The organism is Polymorphospora rubra (genome assembly GCF_018324255.1).
GTDB lineage: Bacteria > Actinomycetota > Actinomycetes > Mycobacteriales > Micromonosporaceae > Polymorphospora > Polymorphospora rubra.
In genome coordinates this window covers 6797452-6823647 of sequence record NZ_AP023359.1, presented here as the reverse complement: position 1 = coordinate 6823647, position 26196 = coordinate 6797452, and the positions used below count along the sequence as shown (strand labels likewise).

10 protein-coding genes and 1 pseudogene are annotated in these 26196 nt (G+C 74.1%); 2 read left to right on the top strand and 9 right to left on the bottom strand.

Translation table 11 applies throughout. The features are described 5' to 3' along the window. Positions 1–125: 125 nt before the first annotated feature. The 9 genes and pseudogenes from Prubr_RS30545 to Prubr_RS30500 all read right to left on the bottom strand — a co-directional run bounded on the left by Prubr_RS30545 (position 126) and on the right by Prubr_RS30500 (position 23062). Positions 126–899, bottom strand: coding sequence for a thioesterase II family protein (locus tag Prubr_RS30545; RefSeq protein ID WP_212818379.1), 774 nt, complete (start codon positions 897–899; stop codon positions 126–128). Further along, on the bottom strand, positions 896–2110 hold the full coding sequence (locus tag Prubr_RS30540) for a Gfo/Idh/MocA family oxidoreductase (RefSeq protein ID WP_212818376.1): 1215 nt from the start codon (positions 2108–2110) through the stop codon (positions 896–898). Before Prubr_RS30540 ends, Prubr_RS30545 begins: the two co-directional genes overlap by 4 nt. Continuing rightward, positions 2107–3195: an NAD(P)H-binding protein gene (locus Prubr_RS30535; protein WP_212818374.1), complete on the bottom strand. Its 1089-nt coding sequence runs from the start codon at positions 3193–3195 to the stop codon at positions 2107–2109. Before Prubr_RS30535 ends, Prubr_RS30540 begins: the two co-directional genes overlap by 4 nt. Continuing rightward, complete coding sequence (locus Prubr_RS30530) at positions 3189–8723, bottom strand: amino acid adenylation domain-containing protein (RefSeq protein WP_246567853.1); 5535 nt, start codon at positions 8721–8723, stop codon at positions 3189–3191. Before Prubr_RS30530 ends, Prubr_RS30535 begins: the two co-directional genes overlap by 7 nt. Continuing rightward, positions 8720–19407, bottom strand: a pseudogene (locus Prubr_RS30520) (amino acid adenylation domain-containing protein). The gene Prubr_RS30530 and the pseudogene Prubr_RS30520 overlap by 4 nt, the downstream one beginning before the upstream one ends. After that, positions 19404–20348 (bottom strand): AMP-binding protein, encoded by a 945-nt coding sequence (locus tag Prubr_RS37815; protein ID WP_212818370.1) that lies wholly within the window; start codon positions 20346–20348, stop codon positions 19404–19406. The pseudogene Prubr_RS30520 and the gene Prubr_RS37815 overlap by 4 nt, the downstream one beginning before the upstream one ends. 158 nt (positions 20349–20506) lie before the next feature. After that, positions 20507–20878 (bottom strand): aspartate 1-decarboxylase, encoded by a 372-nt coding sequence (panD, locus tag Prubr_RS30510; RefSeq protein WP_212818368.1) that lies wholly within the window; start codon positions 20876–20878, stop codon positions 20507–20509. 90 nt (positions 20879–20968) lie between these two features. Continuing rightward, entirely contained in the window at positions 20969–22054 is a 1086-nt protein-coding gene (locus Prubr_RS30505) for an ornithine cyclodeaminase family protein (protein ID WP_212818366.1), read from the bottom strand. Positions 22055–22087: 33 nt separating this feature from the next. After that, on the bottom strand, positions 22088–23062 hold the full coding sequence (locus Prubr_RS30500) for a pyridoxal-phosphate dependent enzyme (protein WP_212818364.1): 975 nt from the start codon (positions 23060–23062) through the stop codon (positions 22088–22090). A 461-nt stretch (positions 23063–23523) separates the two neighbouring features. On the opposite strand from Prubr_RS30500, the gene Prubr_RS30495 reads away from it, so the two are divergent. Together Prubr_RS30495 and Prubr_RS30490 are read left to right on the top strand one after the other, a co-directional pair. After that, positions 23524–25299 carry an AfsR/SARP family transcriptional regulator gene (locus Prubr_RS30495; protein WP_212818362.1) on the top strand — a complete coding sequence of 592 codons (1776 nt, stop codon included), beginning with the start codon at positions 23524–23526 and terminating at the stop codon, positions 25297–25299. A gap of 407 nt (positions 25300–25706) precedes the next feature. After that, entirely contained in the window at positions 25707–26195 is a 489-nt protein-coding gene (locus Prubr_RS30490) for a helix-turn-helix domain-containing protein (RefSeq protein WP_212818360.1), read from the top strand. Position 26196 lies beyond the last annotated feature (1 nt).

Genomic DNA, 26196 nt, shown 5'->3' with positions numbered 1-26196 from the left:
ATCGATGCTTGCACATCCGGCGCCGACGGGGGAGCGGTGTGTAATTCTCGCCATGCCCAGCCCATGACGAACCGGGCCGATCCCGGCCTATCGTCTAATCAGGACAGTGCACGTCGGACGGCTGGTCACGGCAGGTCGTTGACCCGCCGGGCCGGGCCGAGGGCGGTCACCACATCGGCCACCACCGTCTCGTGGACGCCGTCGAGATAGAAGTGCGCGCCCGGATACGTACGCAGCGCGAAGGCGGCCCGGGTGTGGTGCGCCCAGTCCCGCATCCCGGCCTGCGACGCGGTGGGGTCGTCCACCCCGACCAGGCCCGTCACCGGGCAGCCCACCGGCGGTGCCAGGACCGGCCGGTGCGTCTCGAACGCCCGGTAGTCGGCGCGGACCGACGGCAGTACCACCGACCGCAGCTCGGGGTCGTCGAGCGCCCGGTCGTCGGTGCCGCCGAGCCGGCGCAGCTCGGCGACCAGCCCCTCGTCGTCGCGCAGGTGGACGGTGCCGGGCCGGTGGTGACACGGCGCGGGCAGGCCGGAGACGAACAGGTGCGCCGGGGTGAAGCCGCGCCGGCCCAGCCGTACGGCGACCTCGTGGCCGAGCGCCGCGCCCATGCTGTGCCCGAAGATCGCCAGTGGCCGGTCCAGCAGCGGGGTGAGCGCGTCGGTGACCAGGTCGGCGAGCCGGGCGAAGTCGGTGACGCAACTGTCGGCGAGCCGGTCCTCGCGGCCCGGGTACTGCACGGCGTGCAGTTCCAGGTGGGCCGGCAGCCGGGCCGGCCAGCGCCGGAACGAGCTGGCGCCGCCGCCGGCGTGCGGCAGGCAGACCAGCCGCGCCTCGGCGTGCGGAACCGGCCGGGCCCGCCGCAGCCAGATGGTGTCGCCGGCCGTCGTCGTCCTCACCGGGCCACCGCCGGCGCCGTACCCCGCTGCCGCGGGACCGCGCCGGTCGCGTCGCCCGCGCCCGCCTCGCCGACCGGGCCGGTCCCGTCGGCCCGGACCGGTCCGCCGTCCGGGTCGGTGCCGGTCAGGTCGGCGACGTCGACCGGTGGCGGCGGGCTTCCCGAGATCAGGTCCGGCTGTCCCAGCCGGCCGGTCAGCTCCTGCCACACCCGGCACACCGTCAGGTGCGACTGGCCGAGGCGCATCGGGTCCTCGCCGGCCGTCACGGCGGCCGCGAACTCGGCCATCGTGCGGGCCATCGCCGCCGGCCAGGCCGTCCGCAGCACGTCGGCGTAGGAGGTCGGCTCGGTGCCGGGCAGCACCGCGGTGCTCGGCCGGGCCAGCCCGGGATCGCCGCCGACGTCCCCGCCGTCGCCGGCCGCGCCCGCGCCGGTCACGTGCAGGCGCGGGCTCCACAGCACCGGCCCGTGCGTGTCGGCCAGGGTCAGCGTCCCGGCGTCGGTGGTGAGCGAGATGCGGTGCATCAGGTGCGCGTGGTTGTCCGGGTCGTGCGGGTCGAGCTGGTTGTGCACCCGGATGCCGACCGGCACCCCGCCCAGGACCGCGTCGACACCCCGCAGCGGCGGCGCCGCGTCGAGCAGGCCACGCATCGGCTCCGGCCAGCCGGCCGGCGCCGCCACCGCCCACGGCCGCATCGCCGGCAGCGCCCGGGACAGGATGTCGACCAGGGCGAACGCGACCTGGATGGCGGTGCTCGCCTCGACGTGCCGGGGTGGGCCGTGCCGGCGCAGCACCGCCGCGGCCTGCAGGAACGCCCGGACCGGGGCGAGCTGCGGATAGTGGTCGTTCAGCCGGTACAGCACCTGGTTGCGGCGGGCCAGCCGCAGGCAGTCGGCGAGTTCGTCGTGGTGCACCGGGTGCTCCTGGAGCACGTGGACGCCCCGGGCGAGCAGGCTGGCGGCGAGTTCGCTGCCCGTACCGCCGGCCACCCCCGCCCGCACCGCCACGCAGGCCGCGTCGACGGTGTCCGGCAGCTCGTCGACCGAGGTGTACAGCGGCACGCCGTACTCCTGCGCGCAGGCCACCGAGCGGGCGCTGCCCCGGGCCAGGATTCCGACCAGCTCACCCCACTGCGGGCGGTCGCGCAGGGCGGCCAGGTGGACCCGCCCGAACGTCGTGCCGCAGACCACGAACCGCAGCCGCCGGGTCACAGCACCCCCTCCTCGACCGCCGCGGCGCGCGGCCCGTCGGTCACCTCGAACACCGTGCACGCGGCGTCGCGGCGCAGCCGGTCCACCACCGCCGCCGGGTCCAGCAGGTCGGCGGCCAGCCACGCGCCGGGCGGTACGGCGCCGGCCAGCACCGCCGCGGCGGCCTCGACCGCGACCGTCGCGGTCAGCCGGTAGCCGTCGTCGGCGCGCAGGGTCAACGTCCGCGACCCCCGGTCGTCGGCGATCTCGACCACCATCAGCTGGTAGGGCCGCTGCCCGGCCAGGTCGACCTCGGCGGCCCGGGCCAGCCGGACGGCCGCCGTACCGCCGTCGGCGTCGCCCGGGTCGGCGCCGACCGATCCGGTCCGCAGCCGGTTGAGCACCGCCAGGGTCTGCCGGCCGGCGAAGACGTTGAACCACGCGCCGTCGCGTACGCCGAGTTCGACGGCGAGCCGGCGGGCCTCGCCGGTCAGGAACGGGTACGCCGTCACCCGGCCGGGAAACGGCGGCAGGCTCACGTCGACCAGCGGCTCGACCGTACGCGGCGCCGCCGCCCCGGCCCGCCAGCCGGCCAGCGCCTCGCCGTACCCGTCGTGGAGGCTGGCCACCATGTCGGCGGCCGCCGCCGGGCTGAACCGGTCGAGCCCGCCGAACCAGGCCCGCAGCACCTCGACCGGACCGCCGTCGGGGTCGCGCAGCCAGCGCGGCAGCAGCCCGGACAGGCCGGGGCTCTGGCCGGCGCCGAGGACCACCGGCACCGGGGCGAACGACAGCCGGTCGCGCAGCAGGTCGTCGCCGCCGGCGTCGACGTACGCCGCACCGGCGGCGACCGCGGCGGCGGCGACCACCGGGCTGAGCCGGTACGACGGCCCGGCGCAGTTGACCACCAGGTGGCATCCGGCGCAGAAGGCGCGCAGCGCCGCCGGTGCGGTGACGTCGACCGTGACGACCTCGGCCCCGGCCGGCACCTCGACCGACGCCGGCCGGCGGACCCCCAGCCGCACCCCGACCCCGGCCCCGGCCAGGCCGCGGGCGACCTGCCGGCCGACCGCCCCGCCCGCGCCCAGCACCCCGACGGTCAGCACGGCGCCACCGTTTCGCCGAGCCGGGCCGCGGCCTGTGCCGCGTACGGCGGCTGGAGGCAGGTGAAGTGGTCGCCGGGGATGTCGACGACCCGCAGCTCGCCGAGGCAGACGTCGTGCCAGTACGCAGTCATGTCCGCACCCAGCCCGGGCAGGAAATGGATCTCGCTGTCCTGGCGCAGGAACGTGATGTCCCCGGCGTACGGGTCGGCCCGGTGCCGGCTGGCCGCGTCGAGACTCTGCCGGAACACCCGGGCGGCGGTGCCGACCGTGCCGAGCGGGTCGCCGCCGTCGGGGCCGGTCGGTGCCGCCCCGGCCAGGGCGGCGAGCCGGTCGGCGGGGTCGCGGCCGGCGAGCCGGCGGAAGCGGGCGCCGACCGACCGCAGCGCCGGATCGCCGTCCAGCTCGGCGAACGCCCCGGCCGGGATCCGTCCCGGCGTGGCGGCCAGCACCGTCGACAGTGCCCGGGCCAGCACGGTCTCGTCGTCGGGATAGCCGAGCACGGCCGGGTCGACGCCGATCAGCTGCGCGAACGCCCACTCGGCGACCAGGTCGTCCTCGACGGTGTACGGGACCCGGTAGCTGCTGACCACCCGCAGGCCGGTCACCTCCGCCCCGCTCTCGGTGAGCTGCCGGGCCAGCTCGGTGGCGAGCAGGCCGCCCAGGCAGTAGCCGATCACCTCGAACCGCGTCCGGCCGGTCGAAGCCAGCGCCTGCCGGTACTCCCCGGCGAGCCGCTCGATCAGCGTCGCCGGGTCGTGCCGCAGGTAGCTCTCGGTGTCGGCGATCGCCAGCCCGTACACCGCACCCGGACCGGGCAGCAGCGGCACCAGCGCCCGGTACGGGGCCAGCGTGCCGCTGCCGTCGTGGACCAGGACCCGCACCGGCGCGTCCGGGTCGGTGCCGGCGACCAGCGTCACCAGCGGCGACTGCCGGTCGGCGGCGGTCACCGGCCCGGCGCCGTCGGCGGTGAGCCAGTCCGCGAGTCCGCCGACGGTCGGCGTCCGCAGCATCTGCCGCAACAGCTGGTCCCAGGTGTGCCCGGCGGCCTCCGGCACCCGGTCGCGGACCATCCCGACCAGCTTGGACAGCAGCAGCGAGTCGCCGCCCACCGTGTAGAAGTCGACGTCGCGGCCGATCCGCGTGGTGCCGAGCAGCTCCGTCCACAGGCCGGCGAGCCGCCGCTCCAGGTCGGTCCGCGGCTCGTCGACCGGGCCGTCGTCGCCGGTGGCCCGGGCCGGGCCGGTCAGCCGGCCGGCCAGCGCCGCCCGGTCGACCTTGCCGTTGCCGGTCAGCGGCAGCGCGTCGACGGTGTGCACCCGGCTCGGCAGCATGTATCCGGGCAGCCGGGACCGCAGGTGGGCGTCCAGGCCGTCCGGGTCGACGGGGCAGCGGTGCGGCTTGACCCGTACGCCGAACGCGTGCTGGCCGACCGCGGCCAGCGGCTCGTCGTCGGCCGGCAGGCAGAACGCCAGCTCGGCGTCGATCCCGGCGACCATGTCCCGCCACGACTGCCCGGTGTGGAAGGTCCGGTCGGCGGCGGCGCGCTCGTCGGTGAAGTCGGTCAGGCCCTCCTTGAACTCCATCGACGCCATCAGTGGGTAGTTGTCCCGCGTCGCCTCGATGAACAGCAGCCAGCCGCCGGGCCGGACCAGTTCGGTGACCCGCGCCAGCACCTGGCCGGCGTGGGTGGCGTTGTGCAGCACGTTGGCGCAGACCAGCACGTCGAACGAGTGCGGCTCGTAGCCCTGGTCGCGGGGGTCGGCGTTGAGGTCGAACAGGCCGTACCGCAGCCACGGGTGGTCGGCGAACCGGGTCCGCGCCTCGGCGAGGAAGAACGGCGACACGTCGGTGAACAGGTAGTCGACCAGGTGCCCGTCGACCGCGTCGATCAGGTCGCTGGTGGTGCCGCCGACCCCGGCACCGATCTCCAGCACCGACAGCGGCCGCCCGGCCGGCTGCCCGGCGACGATCGCCCGCAGCGCGGCGGCCAGGCCGGTGTTGACGTAGCGGCTGATCAGGTTGTCCCGGTAGGCGGCCTGGGCCACGTCCAGGTTGCCCTCGGGGAACAGCAGGGCCAGCGGGTCGAGTTCGTCGCGCAGCAGGTCGGGCAGGTGGCGGGCGCTGGTCCGCAGGTAGCGGATCAGTTCGGCGCCGTGGCCGTGCGCGGTCGCCAACGCCTCGATCCGGTCCCAGGCCGGCTCGCCGTCCACCGGACCGCCGGCCGGCGCGGCACCGGTCCCGACCGACGCGCCGCCGCCGAGCCGCCAGCCGCCCGGTACGGCGTCCAGCAGCCCGTGTGCGGTCAGCGCCGCCAGCCACCGCCGGACCAGCCGGTGGTGCCGGGGCGCGACCCGGGCGGCCGCCAGCACCTCGGCGAGACCGTGCCCGACCGTCGGGTCGGTGAACAGGTCACCGGCCCGACGCAGCGCGTCCCGCATGGCGGAGAGCGCGGCCCGGTCGAGCGCCTCGACGACCTCCCGGACCGCCGTACCGTCGACCCCGCGGGCCAGCGCGCCGGCCGCCCGGCCGGCCGCGTCGGCGACCCGGGCGGTCGTCGCGACCACCTCCGGCGGGGCCGGCCGGTGCCGGGGCTCGGCGAACGCGACCAGCCGCCGGTCCAGCGGCCCGCCGCCGTCGACGACCGTCACCGCCGTCCCGATCGCCGGGTACGTCGACAGGGCCGCGTCGACCTCGGCGAGTTCGATCCGGTGCCCCTTGATCTTGACCTGGGAGTCCTCCCGGCCGAGGAACTCGATCGTGCCGTCCGGGTGGTAGCGGCCGACGTCACCGGTGCGGTACAGCCGCTGGCCGGTCAGCGGATCGGTGACGAACCGTTCCGCGGTGCGCAGCGGGTCGCCGACGTAGCCCAGGGCGAGCCCGGCACCGCCGATGTACAGCTCGCCGGGCACCCAGTCCGGCCGGGGGCGCATCGCGTCGTCGAGCACGTGGAAGGTCTGGTTCGCCAGCGGGCGGCCGTACGGGATGCTCGGCCACGCCGGATCGACGGAGTCGACCGGATGGTGGATCGACCAGATCGCCGCCTCCGTCGCCCCGCCCAGGCTGACCACCCGCAGACCGGGCACCTGCCGGCGGATCGCGTCGGGCAGCGCGACCGGGATCCAGTCGCCGGACAGCAGCGCCAGCCGCAGCCCGGCCACCGCCGGCCGAGCCTCGTCGTCGGGCGCCCCGGCCAGGTAGTCGTGCAGCATCTGCAGCTGCGCCGGCACCGAGTTCCAGACGGTGACGCCGCCGGTGGCGACCAGCTCCGCCCAGTGCGACGGGTCGCCGCGCCGGTCGGCGGCCGGCAGCACCACCGCGCCGCCCTGCGCCAGCGGGCCGAAGATGTCGTACACCGACAGGTCGAAGCCGAGGCTGGCCAGGCCGAGAACCCGGTCGTCCGGGCCGACACCGAACCGCGCGTTGACGTCGGCGACCGTGTTCGCCGCCGCCGCGTGGCTGACCATCACGCCCTTCGGCGTGCCCGTCGAGCCGGAGGTGAAGATGACGTACGCCGGATCGTCCGGGCCGACCCCGGCGACGGGTGCCGGTCCGGCGACGGGTGCCGGCCCGCCGGCCAGCGTGTCGACGTCGAGGGTCTTGCCGTCCGGGCGGTCCAACCACGACTGGGTCAGCACCAGCCGGACCCCGGCGGCGGCCAGCATCAGGTCCCGGCGCACCGGCGGCTGGTTGGTGTCGACCGGCACGTAGGCGCCGCCGCTCAGCAGCACGCCGAGCACCCCGACGACCTGCTCCCAGCCCTTGTCCATGACCACGGCGACCGGCTCGGCCGGCCGGCACCCGGTGGCCCGCAGCCAGTCCGCGACCTCGACCGCCCGGCCGGCCAGTTCGCCGTACGTCAGCGCCCGCCCGTCGGCGACCACCGCCACCCGCTGCGGGGTCTGCGCCGCCTGCGCGAACACCGGCTCGTGCAGCAGGCCCACCGGCAGGTCGGCGGCGGTGTCGTTGACCGCGGCCCGGCGCAGCGCCTGCGCGGCCGGCAGCGGCACCGGCCCCACCTGGTCCCAGGCGCCGGAGCCGTCCGCGAGCCGCCCGACCAGGTCGGCGTACGCGTCGAACATCGCGTCGACCAGCCCGTCGGGGAACACGCCCTCGCGTACGTCCCAACTGATCCGCAGCTCGCCGTGGTGCTCCATCACCTGGCAGTCGATCCACACCTGCGGGGTCTGGCTGACCCCGAACACCAGCTCGCCGGTGCCGGTGAACCCGGTGCCGGTGCCGCCCTCGGTCAGCCCGACGGTGCTGGTGAACACGACCGGCATCAGCGCCGCGTCCGGCCCCCGGCGCCGGCCGAGCGCGCGCAGCACCTCCACCCCGGAGAACCGGCGGTGGTCGATGTTCTCCCACAGCCGCCGCTGGAGGTCCCCGGCCCGCCCGGCGAACGGCGCCGCCGCCGCCTCGTGCGGCTCCGGACCGACGGTCAGCAGGGTGACCGAGGTGAAGTCGCCGACCAGCCGGGCGATCTGCGGGTGCGACGGCGGCCGGTTGAGCAGGGTCAGGTTCAGCGTGAACCGCGACCGCCGGCTCCACGCGCCGATCACCTCGGCGTACGCGGCCAGCAGCGCCCCGGTCGGGGTCAGGTTGTGTGCGGCGGCGAGGTCGCGCAGCGCCGTCCACCGCGGCTCGGCGAGGCTGGTCTGCCAGCGCCGGAACCGGGGCGGGCCGGCCGCCGCCGCGGTGACCGTCGGCAGCTCCGGGCCGGCCGGCAGGTCGTCGAGCCGGGCATCCCACCAGGCCCGGTCGGCCTCGTAGCCGGCGGAGTCGCGGGTGGTCCGCTCGGTGAGCAGGAAGTCCCGGAAACTGATGTCCAGCGGCGGGAGCGTGGCCTCCGGGTCCAGGTAGAGCTGGTCGAGTTCGGCGATCAGCAACTGGATGCTGGCGTAGTCGGCGATGAGCAGGTCGATCGAGAAGTGCAGCAGGTCGCGGTCGTCGGCGCGGGTGACCCGCAGCCCGAACATCGGCCAGGTGCGCGGATCGTACACCTTGTGGGACAGCTCGGCGCGGACCGCCGCCCGGGCCGCCGCGACCGTGTCCGGGTCCGCGCCGCGCAGGTCGGTGACGTCGACCCGGTACGTCTGCGGCCCGGGCAGGATCTGCTGGTGCCCGTCGGCGTCGACGACCGCGCGCAGCATCTCGTGCCGGTCGACGAGCCGCTGCCAGGCACGTTCCAGCCGGTCCGGGTCGAGCCCGGTGAACGCCACCTCGAAGTAGCCGTGGCAGGCGACCCCGCCGTACGCGAACGCGTCGTGCCGGCCCAGCAGGTACGCCGACTGCACGTCGGTGAGCGGGAACGGCTCGTGCCGGTTCGCGGGGTCGGTGACCAGCCCGCCGGCGGTGCCGTCGAAGTGCCGCATCAGCGCTTCCCGGTGGTCCCGGAGCTGTGTCATCCGCTCGGCGCTCAGCGCGCCCTTCGGCGCCCGGAAGCGCAGCCTGCCGTCCTCGGCCCAGAGCTGCACGCCGGCCCGTTCCAGTTCGATGACCAGGGCACGGATGTCGGGGTCGTTGTTCACAGCGTTCCTTCTTCGAGTTCCGCGACGACCTCTTCGTCGATGAGGTCGGCCAGGCCGGCGATGGTCGGTGACGCGTACAGCTCGCGCAGCGACAGCCGTACGGCGAAGCGGCGCCGGATCTCCTCGACCAGTCCGGTCGCCGTCAGCGAGCTGCCGCCCAGGGCGAAGAAGCTCTGCTGCCGGCCCACCGCGGGCAGGTCGAGCAGCTCCGACCAGATGCGGGCCAGTTCGGTCTCCACCGGCCCGCGCGGCGGATCCTGGTCCGCGCCGGCGGCGTCGACGCGGGCGAGCCGGGCGACGGCGGCGCGGTCGACCTTGCCGTTCGGGGTCAGTGGCAGGGCGTCGAGCACCACGATCCGGTCCGGCACCAGGTACGCCGGCAGCCGCTGCGCCAGGTACGTCCGCACCTCCTCCGGATCGAGGTCCGGTTCCTTCGGTACGACCGCTGCGGTGAGTTGTTGGTTGGTGGTGGTGGCGATGGCGTGGTGGATGTGGGGGTGGGTGTGGAGGTGGGTTTCGATGTCGCCGAGTTCGATGCGGTGGCCGTTGAGTTTGATTTGGTGGTCGGTGCGGCCGAGGAATTCGATGGTGCCGTCGGGCCAGTAGCGGCCTTGGTCTCCGGTGCGGTACCAGCGTTGGTTGTGGTGGGTGGGGAATTGGGTGGTGGTGCGTTGGGGGTCGTTTGTGTAGCCGGTGGCGAGTCCTTGTCCGCCGATCCAGAGTTCGCCGGGGACCCAGTTGGGTCGGTCGTTTCCGTGTGGGTCGGTGATGCGGTAGGTCTGGTTGCGTAGTGGGGTGCCGTAGGGGATTGAGGTCCAGTGTGGGGGGATGTGGGTGATGTGGTGGTGGTTGGACCAGATGGCGGCTTCGGTGGCGCCGCCGAGGGCGATGTGTTGGGTGTGGGGGTTTTTGGTGGTGAGGCGGTGGTGTTGGTCGAGGGGGATCCAGTCGCCGCTGGTGAGGGCGAGGCGGAGGGTGGTGAGTTGGTGGGGTTGGGCGGTGGTGAGGAGGATGTCGAGGAGGGTGGGGACGGTGTTCCAGATGGTGGTTTTGTGGTGGTGGATGAGGTGGGCCCAGGTGTGGGGGTCGGGGTGTTGGTTTTCGGGGTGGTGGTGATGGTGGCGCCGGCGGTGAGGGTGCCGAGGATGTCGTAGACGGATAGGTCGAAGTCGAGTTGGCTGATTTGGATGGTGTTGTCGTTGGGGGTGATTTGGTAGCGGTGGTTGATGTCTTCGATGGTGTTTTGGGTGGCGCGGTGGGTGAGTTGGACGCCTTTTGGTTGGCCGGTGGATCCGCTGGTGAAGATGATGTAGGCGGGTGTGGTGTCGGGGATGTTGGCGGGTGCGGGTAGTGGGTTGGGGTGGTGGAGGGCCTGGGTGATGGTGGTGGTGTCGAGGGTGGTGGTGATGCCGGCGGTGGTGTGGATTTGTTGTTTGCGGTGTTGGGGGTGGTGGGGGTTGATGGGGACGTAGGTGGCGCCGGCGGTGAGGGTGCCGAGGACGGCGGCGATTTGGTGGGGTCCTTTGGGGAGGGTGATGGCGACGGGTTCGCCGGTTTTTGTGCCTTGGTCGGTGAGCCAGCCGGCGATGTGGAGGGCTTGTTGGGCGAGTTGTTGGTAGGTGAGGGTGCCGTCGGGTCCGGTGACGGCGGTGTGGTCGGGTTGCCGGGCGGCGTGGTGGAAGAGGCCGTCGTGCAGGAGTCGGCCGGAGATGGGGTGGTCGGTGGCGTTCACCACCGCCCGCACCGCCAGGTGACTGGCCGGGGTCAGGCCCGGCGTCGGCTCCGCCCAGTCGGCGAAGACCAGCCGGGCCAGCACACCCCGGTAGGCGCGGAACATGTCGTCGAGCACGTCGTCGTGGAAGAGTTCCTCCACCGCGTCCCAGTTGAACCGGATCCCGCCCCGGTCCTCGTAGACCTGGTGGTCCAGCCACACCTGCGGGGTCTGCGAGATGCCCCAGCCCTGCTCGGGGAACCGGCGCGGCGCGTGGTTGGCCACCTCCCCGTCGACGCCGAGCGCGCTGGTGAACACCACCGGCATGCTCGCCCGGCCGGTGCCGTCCAGCCGGCCGAGTTCGCGCAGCACCCAGACCGCCGAGACGTCGCGGTGCTCCAGGTCGCGCCACATCTGCTCCTGCAACCGGCGGGCCCGGTCCAGGAAACCCTGCCCCGGCCGCGGCCGGCTGGCCAGCAGCAGCAGCGAGGTGAAGTCGCCCAGCACGTGGTTGACGTCGGGGTGCACGTCGCGCCGGTCGAACAGGGTCAGGTTGATGGTCAGCTCGGTGCTCGCGCTCCACGCGGCGAGCACCTCGGCGAAACAGGTCAGCAGGACCGCGGACGGGGTCAGGCCGTACCCGCGGGCCCGGGCGGTGACCGTGCCCCAGTCCGCCGCGGACAGTGCCGCCTCACGGCGTACGAAGCGCGGGGTGACCGTCTCCGGGTCGGTGCGCAACGGCAGTTGCGGCGGGGGCGGCAGGTCGACGACCCGGTTGCGCCAGTAGTCCTGCGACCGGGCGACCTGGTCGGTGGTCGGGCCGGCGCGCAGCAGGTAGTCGCGGAACGACAGCCCGACCGGCGGCAGCACCGCGTCCGGGTCGTCGTACAGGGTGGCCAGCTCGGTGTAGAAGATCCGCATGCTCAGCCCGTCGAGGACGAGGTTGTCGAGGCTGAGCCCGAGCCGGGTACGCCGGTCGCCGTAGCGGACCGCCCGCAGGTCGAACAGCGGCCACCGGGCCGGGTCGAGGACCTGGTGCGACATGTCGGCCCGCAGCCCCGCCAGCGCCTCGGTGCCGTCGTCGCCGCCGTCGGTGACCGGGATCCGCAACCGGGGTACGTCGGGCAGCACCCGCTGCCGCCCGTCGGCGTCGAAGACCACCCGGAGCATGTCGTGCCGGCCGACCAGCCGGGCGACCGCCTCCTCGAGCCGCGCCAGGTCGACGTCGACGCCGTCGAACTCGGTGTAGTAGTGGGTGCCGACCCCGCCGAGCGCGAACTGGTCGCCGCGGCCGAAGAGGTAGGCGCGCTGCACGTCGGTCGGCTCGAACGGTTCGTACCGGTCGGCGTCGTCGGTCGCCGGTGCGGCCCCGGGCGGCTCCGGCACGGTCGTCTCCGGGGCGGCCGTCAGCTCCAGCGTGGCGGCGAAGTCGGCGAGCCGGGAGGCGGCGAACAGGGCGGGCAACCGGGCGCCGGTCACCCCGGCCGCCCGCAGCCGGGCCATCATCCGGGTGGCGAGCAGGCTGTCGCCGCCGAGCCGGAAGAAGTCGCTGTCCCGGCCGACCGGGGCGTCCAGCAACTCCGCCCAGATCCCGGCGAGCAGCCGCTCGGCCGGGGTGTCCGGGGTGTCCACCGGCCCGCCGGCGTCCGGGGCGGCGTCGGCGAGCAGCCGGCGCACCGCCGCCCGGTCCACCTTGCCGTTGGCCGACAGCGGCAGCCGGTGCAGCGCCGCGAGTCGGGCCGGCACCAGGTAGGCCGGTAGCCGTTCGGCGAGCCACCGGCGTACCCCGGCCAGGTCGACGGCGGGGGCGTCGGTGGGACGGGCGGCGGTCAGCCACCACTGCTCCGGGCCGTGCCCGGTCACCGCCGGCCGGGCGAAGCCGGTGTCGGCCAGCAGGTCGTGCCACCGCTGCGCGGACAGCAGTGGATCCCGCTGGCCGCGCCGGATGCCGTCGAGGTCGGCGAACCCCCGTTCCGGTACGGCGACGGTGACCAGCGCCAGCGGCGACAGCGTGGCCGCCTCCAGGGCGACCAGCACGCCGCCGGGGGCGAGCAGCAGCCGTACGGTGGACAGCGCCGCCGCCGGGTCGGGTTCGCGGTGCAGCGAGTTGTTGGCGACGACCACGTCGAACCGGTGCAGGGCCGACTCGTCGACGGTGCCGTCGAGCCGGTGCAGCCGTACCGGGTGCGGCAGCCCGGCGAGGTGTTCGCGGGCGGTGGCGAGCAGCCCGGCGGAGGAGTCGAACAGGGTGTACTCGACGCGGGCCGGGTCGCGTCCGGCGAGCAGCCGGGCGGCGGTCCGCCCGCCGCGTCCGCCGTACTCGGCGATCCGCAGCGGCCGGCCGAGCCGGTCCGCGGCGGCGGTCAGCCGGGCGGCGAGTCCGGTCAGCGCGGCGACGGTCGCCGGCTGGGCGTCGACGAGCGCCTCGGGGGCGAGTACCGGGTCGTCGAGCAGCGCGGCCGGTTCCTGCTCGCCGCGCAGGATCGCCAGCAGCCGCCCGGTGGTGGCGCGCAGCCGGTCCGAGATACCGGCGAGCGCGTCCCCGCCGGTCGGGTCGGTGTCGCCGGCCGGCGCGACCCCAGCGGCACCAGCGGTCCCGGCCCCGGCGGTCGCGGCGGCGCGTACGGCGGCCAGCCGCGGCCCGGTGGCGTACCCGTCCCCGGTGGCGGCCAGCACCTCCCGGTCGGCCAGCCACTCCAGCCACCGCGACACCAGCGGGCGCATCGGCGCGGTGATCCGCCACCGGTCGAGCCGCCCGTCGACCGGCCCCTCCACGGGGGAACCGTCGGGCTCGAGCAGGTCGAGCAGCCGGACCAGCGCCTGTTCGGTCAGCACCGCCTCGATCGCGTCGGTGTCACCGGCCACGGTGGCCGGCTCCGGCGCGGCGAGCAGGATCTCGCCGAGCCCGGTGACGGCCGTCGCGTCCGGGCCGGGCGCGGGGTCGTCGACGGTGACCGCTGCGGTGAGTTGTTGGTTGGTGGTGGTGGCGATGGCGTGGTGGATGTGGGGGTGGGTGTGGAGGTGGGTTTCGATGTCGCCGAGTTCGATGCGGTGGCCGTTGAGTTTGATTTGGTGGTCGGTGCGGCCGAGGAATTCGATGGTGCCGTCGGGCCAGTAGCGGCCTTGGTCTCCGGTGCGGTACCAGCGTTGGTTGTGGTGGGTGGGGAATTGGGTGGTGGTGCGTTGGGGGTCGTTTGTGTAGCCGGTGGCGAGTCCTTGTCCGCCGATCCAGAGTTCGCCGGGGACCCAGTTGGGTCGGTCGTTTCCGTGTGGGTCGGTGATGCGGTAGGTCTGGTTGCGTAGTGGGGTGCCGTAGGGGATTGAGGTCCAGTGTGGGGGGATGTGGGTGATGTGGTGGTGGTTGGACCAGATGGCGGCTTCGGTGGCGCCGCCGAGGGCGATGTGTTGGGTGTGGGGGTTTTTGGTGGTGAGGCGGTGGTGTTGGTCGAGGGGGATCCAGTCGCCGCTGGTGAGGGCGAGGCGGAGGGTGGTGAGTTGGTGGGGTTGGGCGGTGGTGAGGAGGATGTCGAGGAGGGTGGGGACGGTGTTCCAGATGGTGGTTTTGTGGTGGTGGATGAGGTGGGCCCAGGTGTGGGGGTCGGGGTGTTGGTTTTCGGGGGTGGTGGTGATGGTGGCGCCGGCGGTGAGGGTGCCGAGGATGTCGTAGACGGATAGGTCGAAGTCGAGTTGGCTGATTTGGATGGTGTTGTCGTTGGGGGTGATTTGGTAGCGGTGGTTGATGTCTTCGATGGTGTTTTGGGTGGCGCGGTGGGTGAGTTGGACGCCTTTTGGTTGGCCGGTGGATCCGCTGGTGAAGATGATGTAGGCGGGTGTGGTGTCGGGGATGTTGGCGGGTGCGGGTAGTGGGTTGGGGTGGTGGAGGGCCTGGGTGATGGTGGTGGTGTCGAGGGTGGTGGTGATGCCGGCGGTGGTGTGGATTTGTTGTTTGCGGTGTTGGGGGTGGTGGGGGTTGATGGGGACGTAGGTGGCGCCGGCGGTGAGGGTGCCGAGGACGGCGGCGATTTGGTGGGGTCCTTTGGGGAGGGTGATGGCGACGGGTTCGCCGGTTTTTGTGCCTTGGTCGGTGAGCCAGCCGGCGATGTGGAGGGCTTGTTGGGCGAGTTGTTGGTAGGTGAGGGTGCCGTCGGGTCCGGTGACGGCTAGGTGGTGGGGGCGGGTGGTGGCGTGTTCGAAGAGGCCGTCGTGGAGGAGTCGGCCGGAGATGGGGTGGTCGGTGGCGTTCACCACCGCCCGCACCGCCAACTGGTCGTCGGGAACCAGCGTCGGCGGCACCGCCGCCCAGTCCGCCCCGGCCAGCCAGTCCACCAGCCGGCCGTACGCGCCGAACATCGCGTCCAGCACCCCGTCGTGGAACAGGTCGTCGACGCCGTCCCAGGTCAGCAGCACCCCACCGGCGTGCTCCATCACCTGGTGGTCCAACCACACCTGCGGCGTCTGCGACACCGTCCAGCCCAGTTCGCCGAACGCGTCGCGTACGTCGCCGTCGACCAGGTCACGGCCCAGGTTGCTGGTGAACACCACCGGCGCGCCCGCCGCCGCCGGCCCCCGCTCGCGGGCCAGGTCGCGAAGCACCTCGACACCGGAGTAGCCGGCGTGCGCCAGATCGGCCCGGAACCGGTCCTGCACCGCGCGGGCCCGCGCGGCGAAGCCGGCCGCCGCATCCACGTCGACGTCGAGCAGGACCAGGCTGGTGAAGTCGGCGACCAGCCGGTCCAGGTCCGGGTGCCGGCCGTCGCGGTCGAACAGCGTCAGGTTCAGCAGGAACCGCTGCTGGGTGCTCCACGTCGCCAGCACCGTCGCGAACGCGGTGGCCAGCGCGATCGACGGGGTCACCCCGTACCCACGGGCCCGCTCGACGACCGCCCGCCACGCCGCCCGCGGCACCTGCCGGCTGCGTCGGACGAACCGCGGCGCACCGTCGGTCGTGGTGGCCGCGAGCGGCAGCTGCGGCGGCGCCGGCAGGTCGGGCAGCCGGTCCCGCCAGTACGCGCGGTCCTCGTCCCGGCGCCGGTCCCGGGGGCCGGCGCCGGCCAGGTAGGCGGCGAAGCTGGTGCCGATCGCCGGCAGCGCCTCCTGCGGCCGGCGGTACAGCGCGGCGAGGTCGGCGAGCACGATCTGGATGCTGGCCGCGTCGGCGACCAGCAGGTCGAGGTTGACGTGGAGCCGGGTGCCGCCGTCGGGCAGCAGCGACACCCGCAGGTCGAAGACCTCGCCACGGGCGACGTCGAGCAGCCGGTGCGACAGCCGGTCCCGCACGTCCCGCAGCGCCGCGTCGACGTCGTCGGTCGGCAGGTGGCGCAGGTCGTGCACGGCCACCCCGGGCCAGGACGTCTCCGGGGCGATCCGCTGCCGTCCGTCGGCGTCGAACCGGGCCCGCAGCATGCCGTGCCGGTCGGCCAGCGCGTACCCGGCCCGTTCCAGGCGGCCCGGGTCGAGGCCGTGGCCGTCGAGTTCGGCGTACACGTGGCAGCCGACGCCACCCAACGGCTGGGCCGGGTCGCGGCCGACCCAGTAGGCGTGCTGGACCGGGGTCAGGTCGAACGGCGCGTGCTCGTCGACGACCGGGGTCGCGGCGGCGGGTTCGTCACGCGGTGCGAGGAGCCGACGCGCCCAGGCGGCGAGGGTGGGCCGGGCGAGCAGGTCGGCGTACGCCACGTCGGCGCCGGCCCGCCGCCAGCGGGCGGCCAAATCCATGACGCGTACCGAGTCCAGGCCGGCGGCGACCAGGTCCTCGTCGTCGCGGAGGCTGGCCGGGGCGCGGTCGACCAGTTCGGCGACGTCGTGGCGGATCCGGTCCGGGGTCAGCGGCGCGGCCGGGGCGGCGGCGCGGGCGGTGGCCGGTTCCACCGGATACCAGTGCCGGTGTGCGGTGAACGGGTACGCGGGCAGTCGCGGGTCGGTGCCGACCGGCGGGTCGAAGACCGTCCAGTCCAGCGGCGCGCCGCGCCGGTACGCCTCGACGACACCGGCCCGCCCGCCGTCGTCGACCAGCAGCGGGACAGCACCCGCGGTGGTGTCCACATCGGATGATCCGACGTCGCCGACGGCGAGCACGAGCCCGGCCGGGCCATCGGTGGTCAGCGGCGGCGCACCGTCGGGGTGGGCGGCGATCTCGGCGGACCAGCGCGGGTCGGCGTACACCAGGTCCGGGGCCAGCCCGAGCGCGTGCAGCACGTCGAGCAGCTGCCGCCAGTGCGGTCCGGAGCCGGTCGGGGCGAGCCGGTCGGGCAGCCAGCGACGCATCCCGGCGAGCAGTTCGGCGACCGGGTCGCCGTCGCGCAGCCGCAGCACCAGCGGCCCCGGCGCCGCGGCGGACACCGGCGCCGGCGGGTCGGCGAGGAGCCGGGGCAGCGCGGGGTTGTCGGCGTCGAGCACGGCACGCCACGGCAGCAGGTGGTCGCGGTGCCGCCGCCAGCCGGCGAGCAGCCGGGCCCGGTCGTCGGCCGCCAGCCCGGCCAGCGCGGCGGCGAGCCGGCCGGCCCGCCGACGTACGGCGTCGGGGTCGGCGCCGGCGAGCGGGACCCAGCCGGTCGGTGCCGGCGGCCGGTCCGTGGGACGCGGCGCGGCGTCCGGGGCCGCCTCGACGAGCAGGTGGGCGATGGTTCCGGTGAACCCGAACGAGCTGACCCCGACCCGGCGCAGCGGACGGCCCGGGTCGACGGTTTCGGTGCCGGCGGGGAACCGGTGGTCCAGGCCGGTGCCGGCGAGCCGCGGGTTGGCGGCGGTGAGGGTGGGGCTGCCCGGCCAGACCTGGTCGCGCAGGGCGACGACGGCCCGCAACACCCCGGCGACACCGGCGGCGGCCTCGAGGTGGCCGAGGTTCGTCTTGACCGAGCCGACCAGCAGCGGCCGGTCCCGGCCGGCGAAGACCTCGGCCAGGCCGCTGATCTCGACCGGGTCGCCGAGCGGTGTGCCGGTGCCGTGCAGTTCGACCGCGTCGACGTCGTCGGCGGTGAGTCCGGCGGCGGCGAGCGCGGCGCGGATCACGTCGGCCTGCGCGCCGGGATCGGGCACGGTCAGCCCGGAGGAGGCGCCGTCCTGGGCGACCGCGCTGCCGCGGAGCACCGCGAGGATCCGGTCGCCGTCGCGCCGGGCGGCGGCCAGCGGCTTGAGGACCAGGATGGCGGCGCCCTCGCCGCGCCCGTACCCGTCGGCGTCGGCGGACAGGGTCGCGCAGCGGCCGGCCGGTGACAGCATGCCGGCGTCGGCGAGGGCCTGTTCGGTCTCCGGCGACAGGGCCAGGCTGACCCCGCCGGCCAGGGCGAGGTCGCAGGTGCCGTCGGCGAGGTGGCGCAGGGCGGTGTCGATCGCCACCAGCGAGGCCGAGCAGGCGGTGTCGACGGTCAGCGCCGGGCCGCGCAGCCCGAGGTGGTGGGAGATCCGGCCGGCGGTGGCGCTCATGCTGGAGCCGGTGGCGTGCATGGCCCGGATCAGGTCCGGCCGGCCGATCCGCAGCGGCAGCGTGGCGTAGTCGTGGTGTCCCTGACCGACGAAGACCCCGGTCCGGCTGCCGCGCAGCCGGTGGGCGACCAGTCCGGCGTCCTCGACCGCGTGCCAGGCGACCTCGAGCAGCAGCCGCTGCTGCGGGTCCATCGCCCGGGCCTGCGCGCCGCCGATGCCGAAGAACTCCGCGTCGAAGGTGTCGACCCGGTCGAGATAGCCGCCGGGCAGGGTGAGCGGGATGCCGTCGGCGGCCCGGCCTTCCGGCGGCCGGCGCAGCGTACTGCCGCCGGCGTGCAGGAGGGCGCGCAGCGCGTCGAGGCTGTCGATGCCGCCGGCCAGCCGCAGGCCGACCCCGACGACGGCGACGGCCCCGGCGGCCGGCGGGGGCGCCGCGGCGGGTGCCGTGGGGGCGGCGGTGGTGCCGGCCAGGGCGGCGGCGAGCCGGCGCAGCGTCGGGTACCGGAAGAGCATCGACACGTCGACCGGCCGGCCGGTCCGTTCGGCGAGGGTGGCGGCCCACCGGGTGGCGCGTACCGAGTCGAGCCCGAGGGCGGCGAACCCGGTGTCCATCGGCACCCGGTCGCGGCCCAGCACCGCGCCGAGCGTCCCGTGCGCGACGGCGAGCGTGTCGGCGGTGCCCGGCGCGGCGCTGTCCGGCCCGCTTCCCGGCACGACCGTGGCGCCGGCCGGGGCGGCGGCGGTGTCCGGCCCGGTGGGCGCCCCCGGTACGGTGTCCGGCGCGGCCGGTTCGGCGAGGCTGTCGCGGTACAGGACCGGGAGTCGGCCCTCGCGGTCGGCCGCCGCCGTCGCCGTCCGGCGGATCTTGCCGGAGGTCGTCTTCGGCAGCGCCATCCGGCGCACCAGGGCCACCTCGGCGACCACGATCTCGTGGCGGTCGTGGATCTGCGCGCGGATCGCGGCGGCGATGTCCGCGAGTTCGGTGTCCGGCAGGTGCCGGTCGACCTCGGCGAAGACCAGCACCGCGTCGCCGTCGTCGGGCTGCACCGCGCACGCGCCGCCGACGGCGACCGCGTCGATCCGCCGCTCGACGGTGCGTTCCAGGTCGTTGGGGTGGTGGTTGGCGCCGTGCACGATGATCAGGTCGCGTAGCCGGCCGCAGACGAACAGTTCGCCGTCCTCGTCGAGGAAGCCCAGGTCACCCGTACGCAGCCACGGGCCCCGCCCGTCGGCGCGGACCGCCCGGAACGTCCGCTCCGACTCCTGCGGCCGGCCCCAGTACCCGCTCGGCAGGCCGGGGCCGCCCACCCAGATCTCGCCGACGCCGTGGGCCGGCAGCTCCTCCCGGGTCTGCGGGTCCACGATGGACACCTCGCGGTCGTGGAACCAGTTGCCGGACGACACCAGCGTCCGCCGGGCCGGGCCGGCCGCCCCGCGGGCGACCCCCTCGGCCAGTGCGCGCGGGTCGAAGTCGGCCGCCCGGAAGCCGCGCGGGCGCCGGCTGCTGGCGACGCAGAGCACCGCCTCGGCCAGCCCGTACGAGGGGGTCACCGCCTCGGGGGCAGGCCGGCGGCGGCGAAGTGCGCGGCGAAGCGGCGTACGGTCTGCTCGCGGATCGGTTCGGCGCCGTTGGCGACGTACCGGATCGCACCCAGGTCGAGGGTGGCGGCCTCGGCGGCGGGGACCGCCTCGACGCACCGGGCGAAGCCGAAGTCCGGGCCGGCGATCCAGTTCGCGCGGTAGGTGCTGGCCGCGCGCAACCAGCGGGCCGGGTCGGCGGCGAAGGTGGCCGGGCTCATCATCGTGGCGGTGCCGCCGGTGAGCAGCGGCAGCAGCGCCTGCTGGAGCATGCCCATGTCGTGGTAGAGCGGCAGCCAGCCGGCGACGTGGATCGGTTCGGGGAAGCCCCACATCGCGTTCAGTTGGTCGACCTGCCGCAGCACCGCGTCGTGGGTGTTGCAGACGGCCTTGGGCGTCCCGGTCGAGCCGGACGAGTACTGCAGGAACGCGATCTCGTCGGGGGCCCGGTCGGGCAGCCCGGTCGCGGGTGCCGGCGGCAGCGTGTCCAGCGCGAGGGGGCGTACCGCGTCGGGCAGGACACCCGGCGGGAGGCCGGCGGCGTCGGCGACCAGGGCGACGACCGGGTCGCAGTCGGCGACGATGCCGGCGAGCCGGTCGCCGGCGCGGTTCAGCCGGCCGGACGCCGGCAGCGGCACCGGTACGGCGACGAGGCCGGCGTGCACACACCCGAGGAAGGCCGCGACGAACTGCGGCCCGGTCGGCGGCAGCAGGAGCAGGGCCCGGTCACCGGGGGCGAACTCCGCGGCCAGCGCGGCCGCGACGGGGTCGCGCTCGGCCACCAGTTGCGCGTATGTTCGCTCGGTGACCGTGCCGTCACCGGACAGGAAACGCAGTGCCACCCGGTCCGGAAACTCCCCGGCGACGCGGGTGAACTGGGCGGATACGCCGGATGAGCGATTGCCGTCGGTCAACACAGCGACAACGTAATCAATCTCCCCGGTGCCCTGATCATGTCGAACCCGGCAAGAAATCGTCATGGCGACTAGTTGCCAGAGGCCGGCCCGCCGGTCCCTTCCGGACCGGCCGGCCGGCCTCCGGACAGGGCCGGCACGCGGTGCGGACGCGCCGGTCAGACGCCCGGGTTGGAGTGCAGCGAGATGATCTCGTTCTTGCCGTTGACGTGGACCACCCTCGGCTCCAGACTGCGGGCCTCCTCGTCGGTGACCAGCCCGTAGCCGATGATGATGATGAGGTCACCGGTGTGCACCAGCCGGGCGGCGGCGCCGTTGATGCCGATGACCCCGGAACCGGCCGGCCCCTCGATCGCGTACGTCTCCAGCCGGGCGCCGTTGTCGATGTCGACCACGTGGATCAGCTCGCCGGGCAGGATGTCGGCGGCGCGCATCAGGTCGACGTCGATGGTCAACGACCCGATGTAGTGCAGATCGGCCTGGGTGACGGTGGCTCGGTGGATCTTGGACTTGAGCATGGTGCGGAACATGGGGTCGCTCCCTGGGCGCGTCGGACGGCCGGCCGGCGGCGCTGCCGGCCGGCCACTGTTGGTGTGGACGGCGACGGTCCGTGGTGCCGGTCAGCGGGGGATGCGCAGACCGAGGCCACGCTCGCGCGCGGTCCCGGCCACCACCGCGCCGAGCGCGACGTCGAGGATGGACATTCCGAACGGGTTGCTGAGGACGATGTCGGTCGGCGCCGCCCGGCCGGGATGCCGCCCGGCGATCACGTCGCCGAGGCTGCCGTGCACCCGCGCGGCGGCCGGGTCGGGGGTCGCCCCCGGCCGGTAGGCCCCGTCGGCGTCGCGCAGCGTGCCGGCCCGCCACATCCGGCCGAGCAGGCGGCGGTCGTCGTGGCTGACCAGCCCCCAGTCGTCGACGACCACCAGGTCCGCCCGGGTGACCACCTCGGGCAGTACGTCGTCGAGCGAGACGTGCGCGATCAGGGCACCCGGCTTGAGCCAGTCGTACGCGATGTAGCCCTCGGTCGTGATCGTGGCGGCGAGCACCAGGTCGGCGCCCTCGACGCACTCGCGTGCCGTGGCGGTGGCGGCCACCGCCAGGTGCCCGGTGTCGGGGTCGGCGCGCAGCGCGTCGGCCAGGCCCGCGGACCGGGTCGGATCCAGGTCGAAGAGGCTGACCTCGGTGAGCTTGCCCAGTACCGACGGCAGCAGCCGCAGGTGGGCCTGGGCCAGGGTGCCGCAGCCGAGCACCGCCAGCCGGCCGATCGGGTCCGGACCGAGCCACTGCGCGCCCACCGCGGTGACGGCGGCGGTGCGCAGGGCGCTGATGTACGCCGACTCCATCACCGCCCACGGGTAGGCGGTCTCCACGTCGAACATCATCAGCAGCCCCTGGGAGCGGGCCAGGCCGTTGCCCGGGTTGCCCAGGCTGCCGTTGATGACCTTCATACCCAGCGCCAGGCCGTCGTCGGTGTGGATGGCGCCGGGCATCCCGAGCGAGCGGGCCGCGTGCCCGGCCGGCGTCTGCCACGGCAGGTACGCCTCGTCGGGCAGGATCGTCTCACCCAGGGTGTGCCGGCGCAGCGCGTCCGCGGTGACCGCCACCGGGTCGACGCCGGCCAGGCACTCGATGACGTGCGCACGGGAGAGGTAGAGCAACTCGGCGTCGGGATAGCCGGGTAGGTCGAGCACTGTTCTATCCATTCTGGAAGCGGAGGCCGTCGGCGCGCAGCCTCTTCACGGCGAGTTCCACCGGTTCGCGGGCGCCGACCTCGTCGAGCCAGGTGTCGTCGTAGAGGGTGGCCCGGTAGCGGTCGCCGCCGTCGGGGCACAGGCACAGCGGATTGGTCGGCGGCTGGGGGCCGGCCAGGTCCAGCAGGCAGGCGTGCAGGACGCAGCCCGAGGAGCCGCCCAGCGCCACCCCGGTGTCGGCCAGGAAGACGCGGCAGACGGCGATGGCGTCGGCGTCGGCGACCCAGGTGGCGGCGTCGTAGCTGTGCTCGGACAGGAACGAGGACCGCCGGCTGGCCCGATCCCGGCGATGAGGCGGTGGCCGGGCGGGGCGCCGGTGACCAGCGAGCCGTGGGCGTCGACGGCGATGATCCGGATCTGCTGGTCGAGGGTGCGCAGGTGGGCGGCGATGCCGGCGAGCGTGCCGCCGGTGGAGACCGCGACGTAGACCGCGTCGAGGTCGGGGCCGCCCTGTTCGGCGATCTCCGGTCCGGTGGTGAGCTGGTGGATCCACGGGTTGGCGTAGTTGCCGTACTGGTCGGGCCAGCGGTAGCCGGGGTTGGTCGCGCACAGGTCGCGTACGGTGCGCAGCCGGGTGAGCAGGTATCCGCCGTACCCGTCGGGTTCGTCGACGAAGTACACCTGGACGCCGGCTCTGGTCAGCGCGTCGCGGGTGGCCGGCGGGGTCTTCGGATCGATGACCGCGATGAGTCGGCAGTCGAGGCCGGCGAGCAGTCGGGCCATGCCGAGCCCGAGGTTGCCGGAGGTCGACTCGACGACCACCGTGCCGGGCACCAGGGGGCTGCGCCGGTCCATGGCCATGAGCAGTCCGGCGGCGGTCCGGTCCTTGATCGACCCGGACGGGTTGAACGACTCGTGTTTGAGTCGCAGATGGTGCGTCCGCCCCCGCCAGTGCGTCACGATCGAGGTGGTGGGGGTGCGGACGAGAGTCGATTCCAGGTGCTCGACCCGTGACAGCACGGTGACTCCTCACTGCGGGATCCCCACGCTGGTGGGATGCCGATGACCGGTCGAGCCGGTTCCGATCGCCAACGCAGGATCGACGGTCGGCCCCGCGCCGCGACAGCCTTTGGCGACTACTCGCCAGAAGCTCCCATTAGCCGCGCGATGTGGGAGCGCTATCCGGTTAGTCGATTCAGGTCGGTGATTCCGACGATTCGTGGGCGTCGAGGTGGCCGCCGAGTCGGGGAGTTGTTAATTGGGTGGAAACCTAGAAAAAAGTCAACCAAGAGTTACGGTATGCCTACGCATGGTGATGCGCTATTGCGTAATGTCCGTTAGTGGGATGGTTGGCGACCGCGAACCTGCCGACCGGATAGCGGCCGTCTTCGCGCTGAGTCGGGCCCGAATGTCGGTCGGATGGTATAGATCTCTCTATGCGGCATGTCGGGTTCCGGTGCTTCGGCCCGTTGGAAATCGAGGTGGGTCAGCGGGTTCTGCCCGCCGGTGGACCACTTCAGCGTGGCCTGCTCGCGATGCTGCTGCTCAACTCCAACAACTTTGTCAGCGCCGACCGAATCATTTCCGCGCTGTGGGAGAAACCGCCGGAGACGGCGCTGGGGCAGGTGCAGACCCGTATCTGGCGGCTGCGTCAACTGCTGCACGTGACCGGCGAGACCGCGCTGCCGCCCACCGCCCAGCCCCAACTGATCACCCGGGCCGGCGGATACGGTCTGATCGTCGACCCCGAGGCCGTCGACCTGCTGGTCTTCGAGCGCCGCGTCAAGCACGGCGGGGCGCTGCTGGCCGCCGGGCGGTCCCGTGAGGCGGTGAAGGAACTGCGGGAGGCGCTCGCGCTGTTCCGCGGACCGGTCTTCGCCAACGTCAACGCCCCCGGTGTCGGGATCGAGGCCGAGGCGGTCGAGGAACGCCGGCTCGCCGCGATCGAGCAGCGCATCGAGATCGAACTCAACCTCGGCATGCACGTGCAGGTCGTCGCCGAGCTGCGGGAACTGGCCGCCGCCCACCCCTACCGGGAACGGCTGCGGCTGCACCTGATGCAGGCCCTGCACCGGTCCGGCCGGCGCGCCGAGGCGGTCGCCGCCTACCGCGACGGGCACCGCACCATGGTCGACGGGGCGGGGCTCGAGCCGAGCCGGGAGCTGAAGGAACTGCACCGGGCCATCCTGCTCTCCGACGCGGCGACCGACCCCGCGCCGCCAGCGGGGGAGCAGTCCCGGGCCCCCTGGTTACACGTGCCAAGAGAGTTGCCCCGGGACTCGTTCCACCTCGTCGGCCGCTGCCCGGAGACCAACGAACTGCTCAACTACCTGCGCGGGCCGGACGACTCGCAGCTGCCCCGGGTGGTCGCCATCTCCGGAGTTCCCGGCGTCGGCAAGACCGCGCTGGCCGTACGGGTCGCGCACATGCTCGCCGACGACGTGCCGGACGGGCAGCTCTTCACCTGGGTCGGCGGCAAGGCCGACCCGAAGGCGATCCTGCTGCGCTTCCTGCGCAGCCTCGGTGTCCCCGAACGCGAGATGCCGGACACCCTGGAGGAGCGCTCCGCGCTCTACCGCGCCCGCATGGCCGACCGTCGCGCGATCCTGGTCATCGACGACGCCGAGTCGGAGGCCCAGGTCCGGCCGCTGCTGCCGGCGGCGCCGGGCGGGGCCACCCTGATCACCAGCCGGCGCCGGCTGACCGCCCTGGACGGCGTACGGCACCTGGACCTGGCGACGCTCGACCGGGCCGACCAGATCCGGCTGCTCGCCGAGACCGTCGGCCGGGACCGGCTCGACGCCGAGCCCGGGCTGCCGGCCCGGATCGTGGGCTGGTGCGAGGGACTGCCGCTGGCCGTACGGGCGGTCGGGGCCCGGCTGTCCGCCCGCCCGCACTGGTCGCTGGCCCGGTTCATGGCGGCGCTGGAGGACGAGACCCGGCGCCTGGACGCGATGTCCTTCGGCGACCTCGACGTACGGGCCGCGATCGGGTCGAGCTACATCCGTCTCGGACCACCCGCCCGCCAGCTGTTCCGCCGGCTCGGGTCGCTGGACCGGGCCGAGTTCTCGGTACACGAGGCCGGCGAGCTGGCCGGCGGGTTCGCCGAGGAGTTGGTCGAGGAACTGGTCGACGTGCGACTGGTGTATCCGGTCGGTGGTTCGCGCTCCGACGGATCGCGTTACCGAATCGACGGACTCTGTCGACTCTTCGCCCGGGAACGGGCCACCCTGGAGAGCGCCGGAACGGAATCCTGATCCGTTTTCGCCGGCATCAGTTGTCGCATTGTCGTCGGCGCCGCCTTTCCGTCCCGGAGCGCGTCGCCGTCGCGTTCTCCGACGCCCGGGTACTGCCCGACATTTTATTTCTGCTGTGTTATGTCGCTTTACGGTAGGACGTCTGCCTTGTGATAGTCGTCCGCTTGCCCTCTCCGCGGAGACGAGGTGTAGAGCGGATCGAGAGAGAACGGCAAGGACAGCGGCTTTCGCTGATGTTTAGATCAGGTCGAGCAATCATGATCAAGCGTTTGTCCGCATCCCATAACTGGTTTGTACCCACGACCGGCTACAGCTTGCCTATGTGGAGGCACGTCTTGCGAGACGCCATCCGGCCCACACAACTGACCCGATCGTCAGCGATCCCGGGCCGTTCCCAGCTGACCACGATGGACTCCGGCCCCGGCGGCAGCCGGCTCGCCGGCACCACTTCGGACACCCGCAGGCCCTGGAACGACCGTCCCGCCACGCCGCCCCGTCCCGCCGTACCCGTCGACCCGACCCGGACGGGCGGCGGCCAGGTGCGGGTCAACCCGCTTCCGGTCCGGCCCGCCCACCCGGCCTGGGCGCCGTCTCCCGCCCCGACCGCCGCGTCGCGGCCGCTGCCACCACCGGCCCAGCGCAACGCGGCCACGGCCCCGCCGGGCAGCATCGAGCCGCCCCCGGACCACCTGCTCCCGATCCTGGCCCAGCTGATGACCGGGGCCACCGACGTCACCGCGAGCCAGCGCCTCGGGATGTCGCCGCGCACCTTCAGCCGACGGGTCTCCGAACTGCTGGACCATCTCGGGGTGCTGAGCCGGTTCCAGGCCGGCGTCGCCTCGGCCAACCAGGGTTGGGTGCTGCCCCGGCAGCAGCCGACGGCACGGAACCACTGAG

Excerpts from the sequence above, each read along its gene's own strand:
- Prubr_RS30490 (WP_212818360.1), top strand. The coding sequence starts at position 25,707 with ATGGACTCCGGCCCCGGCGGCAGCCGGCTCGCCGGCACCACTTCGGAC.
- Prubr_RS30505 (WP_212818366.1), bottom strand. The coding sequence starts at position 22,054 with ATGGATAGAACAGTGCTCGACCTACCCGGCTATCCCGACGCCGAGTTG.
- panD (WP_212818368.1), bottom strand. The coding sequence starts at position 20,878 with ATGTTCCGCACCATGCTCAAGTCCAAGATCCACCGAGCCACCGTCACC.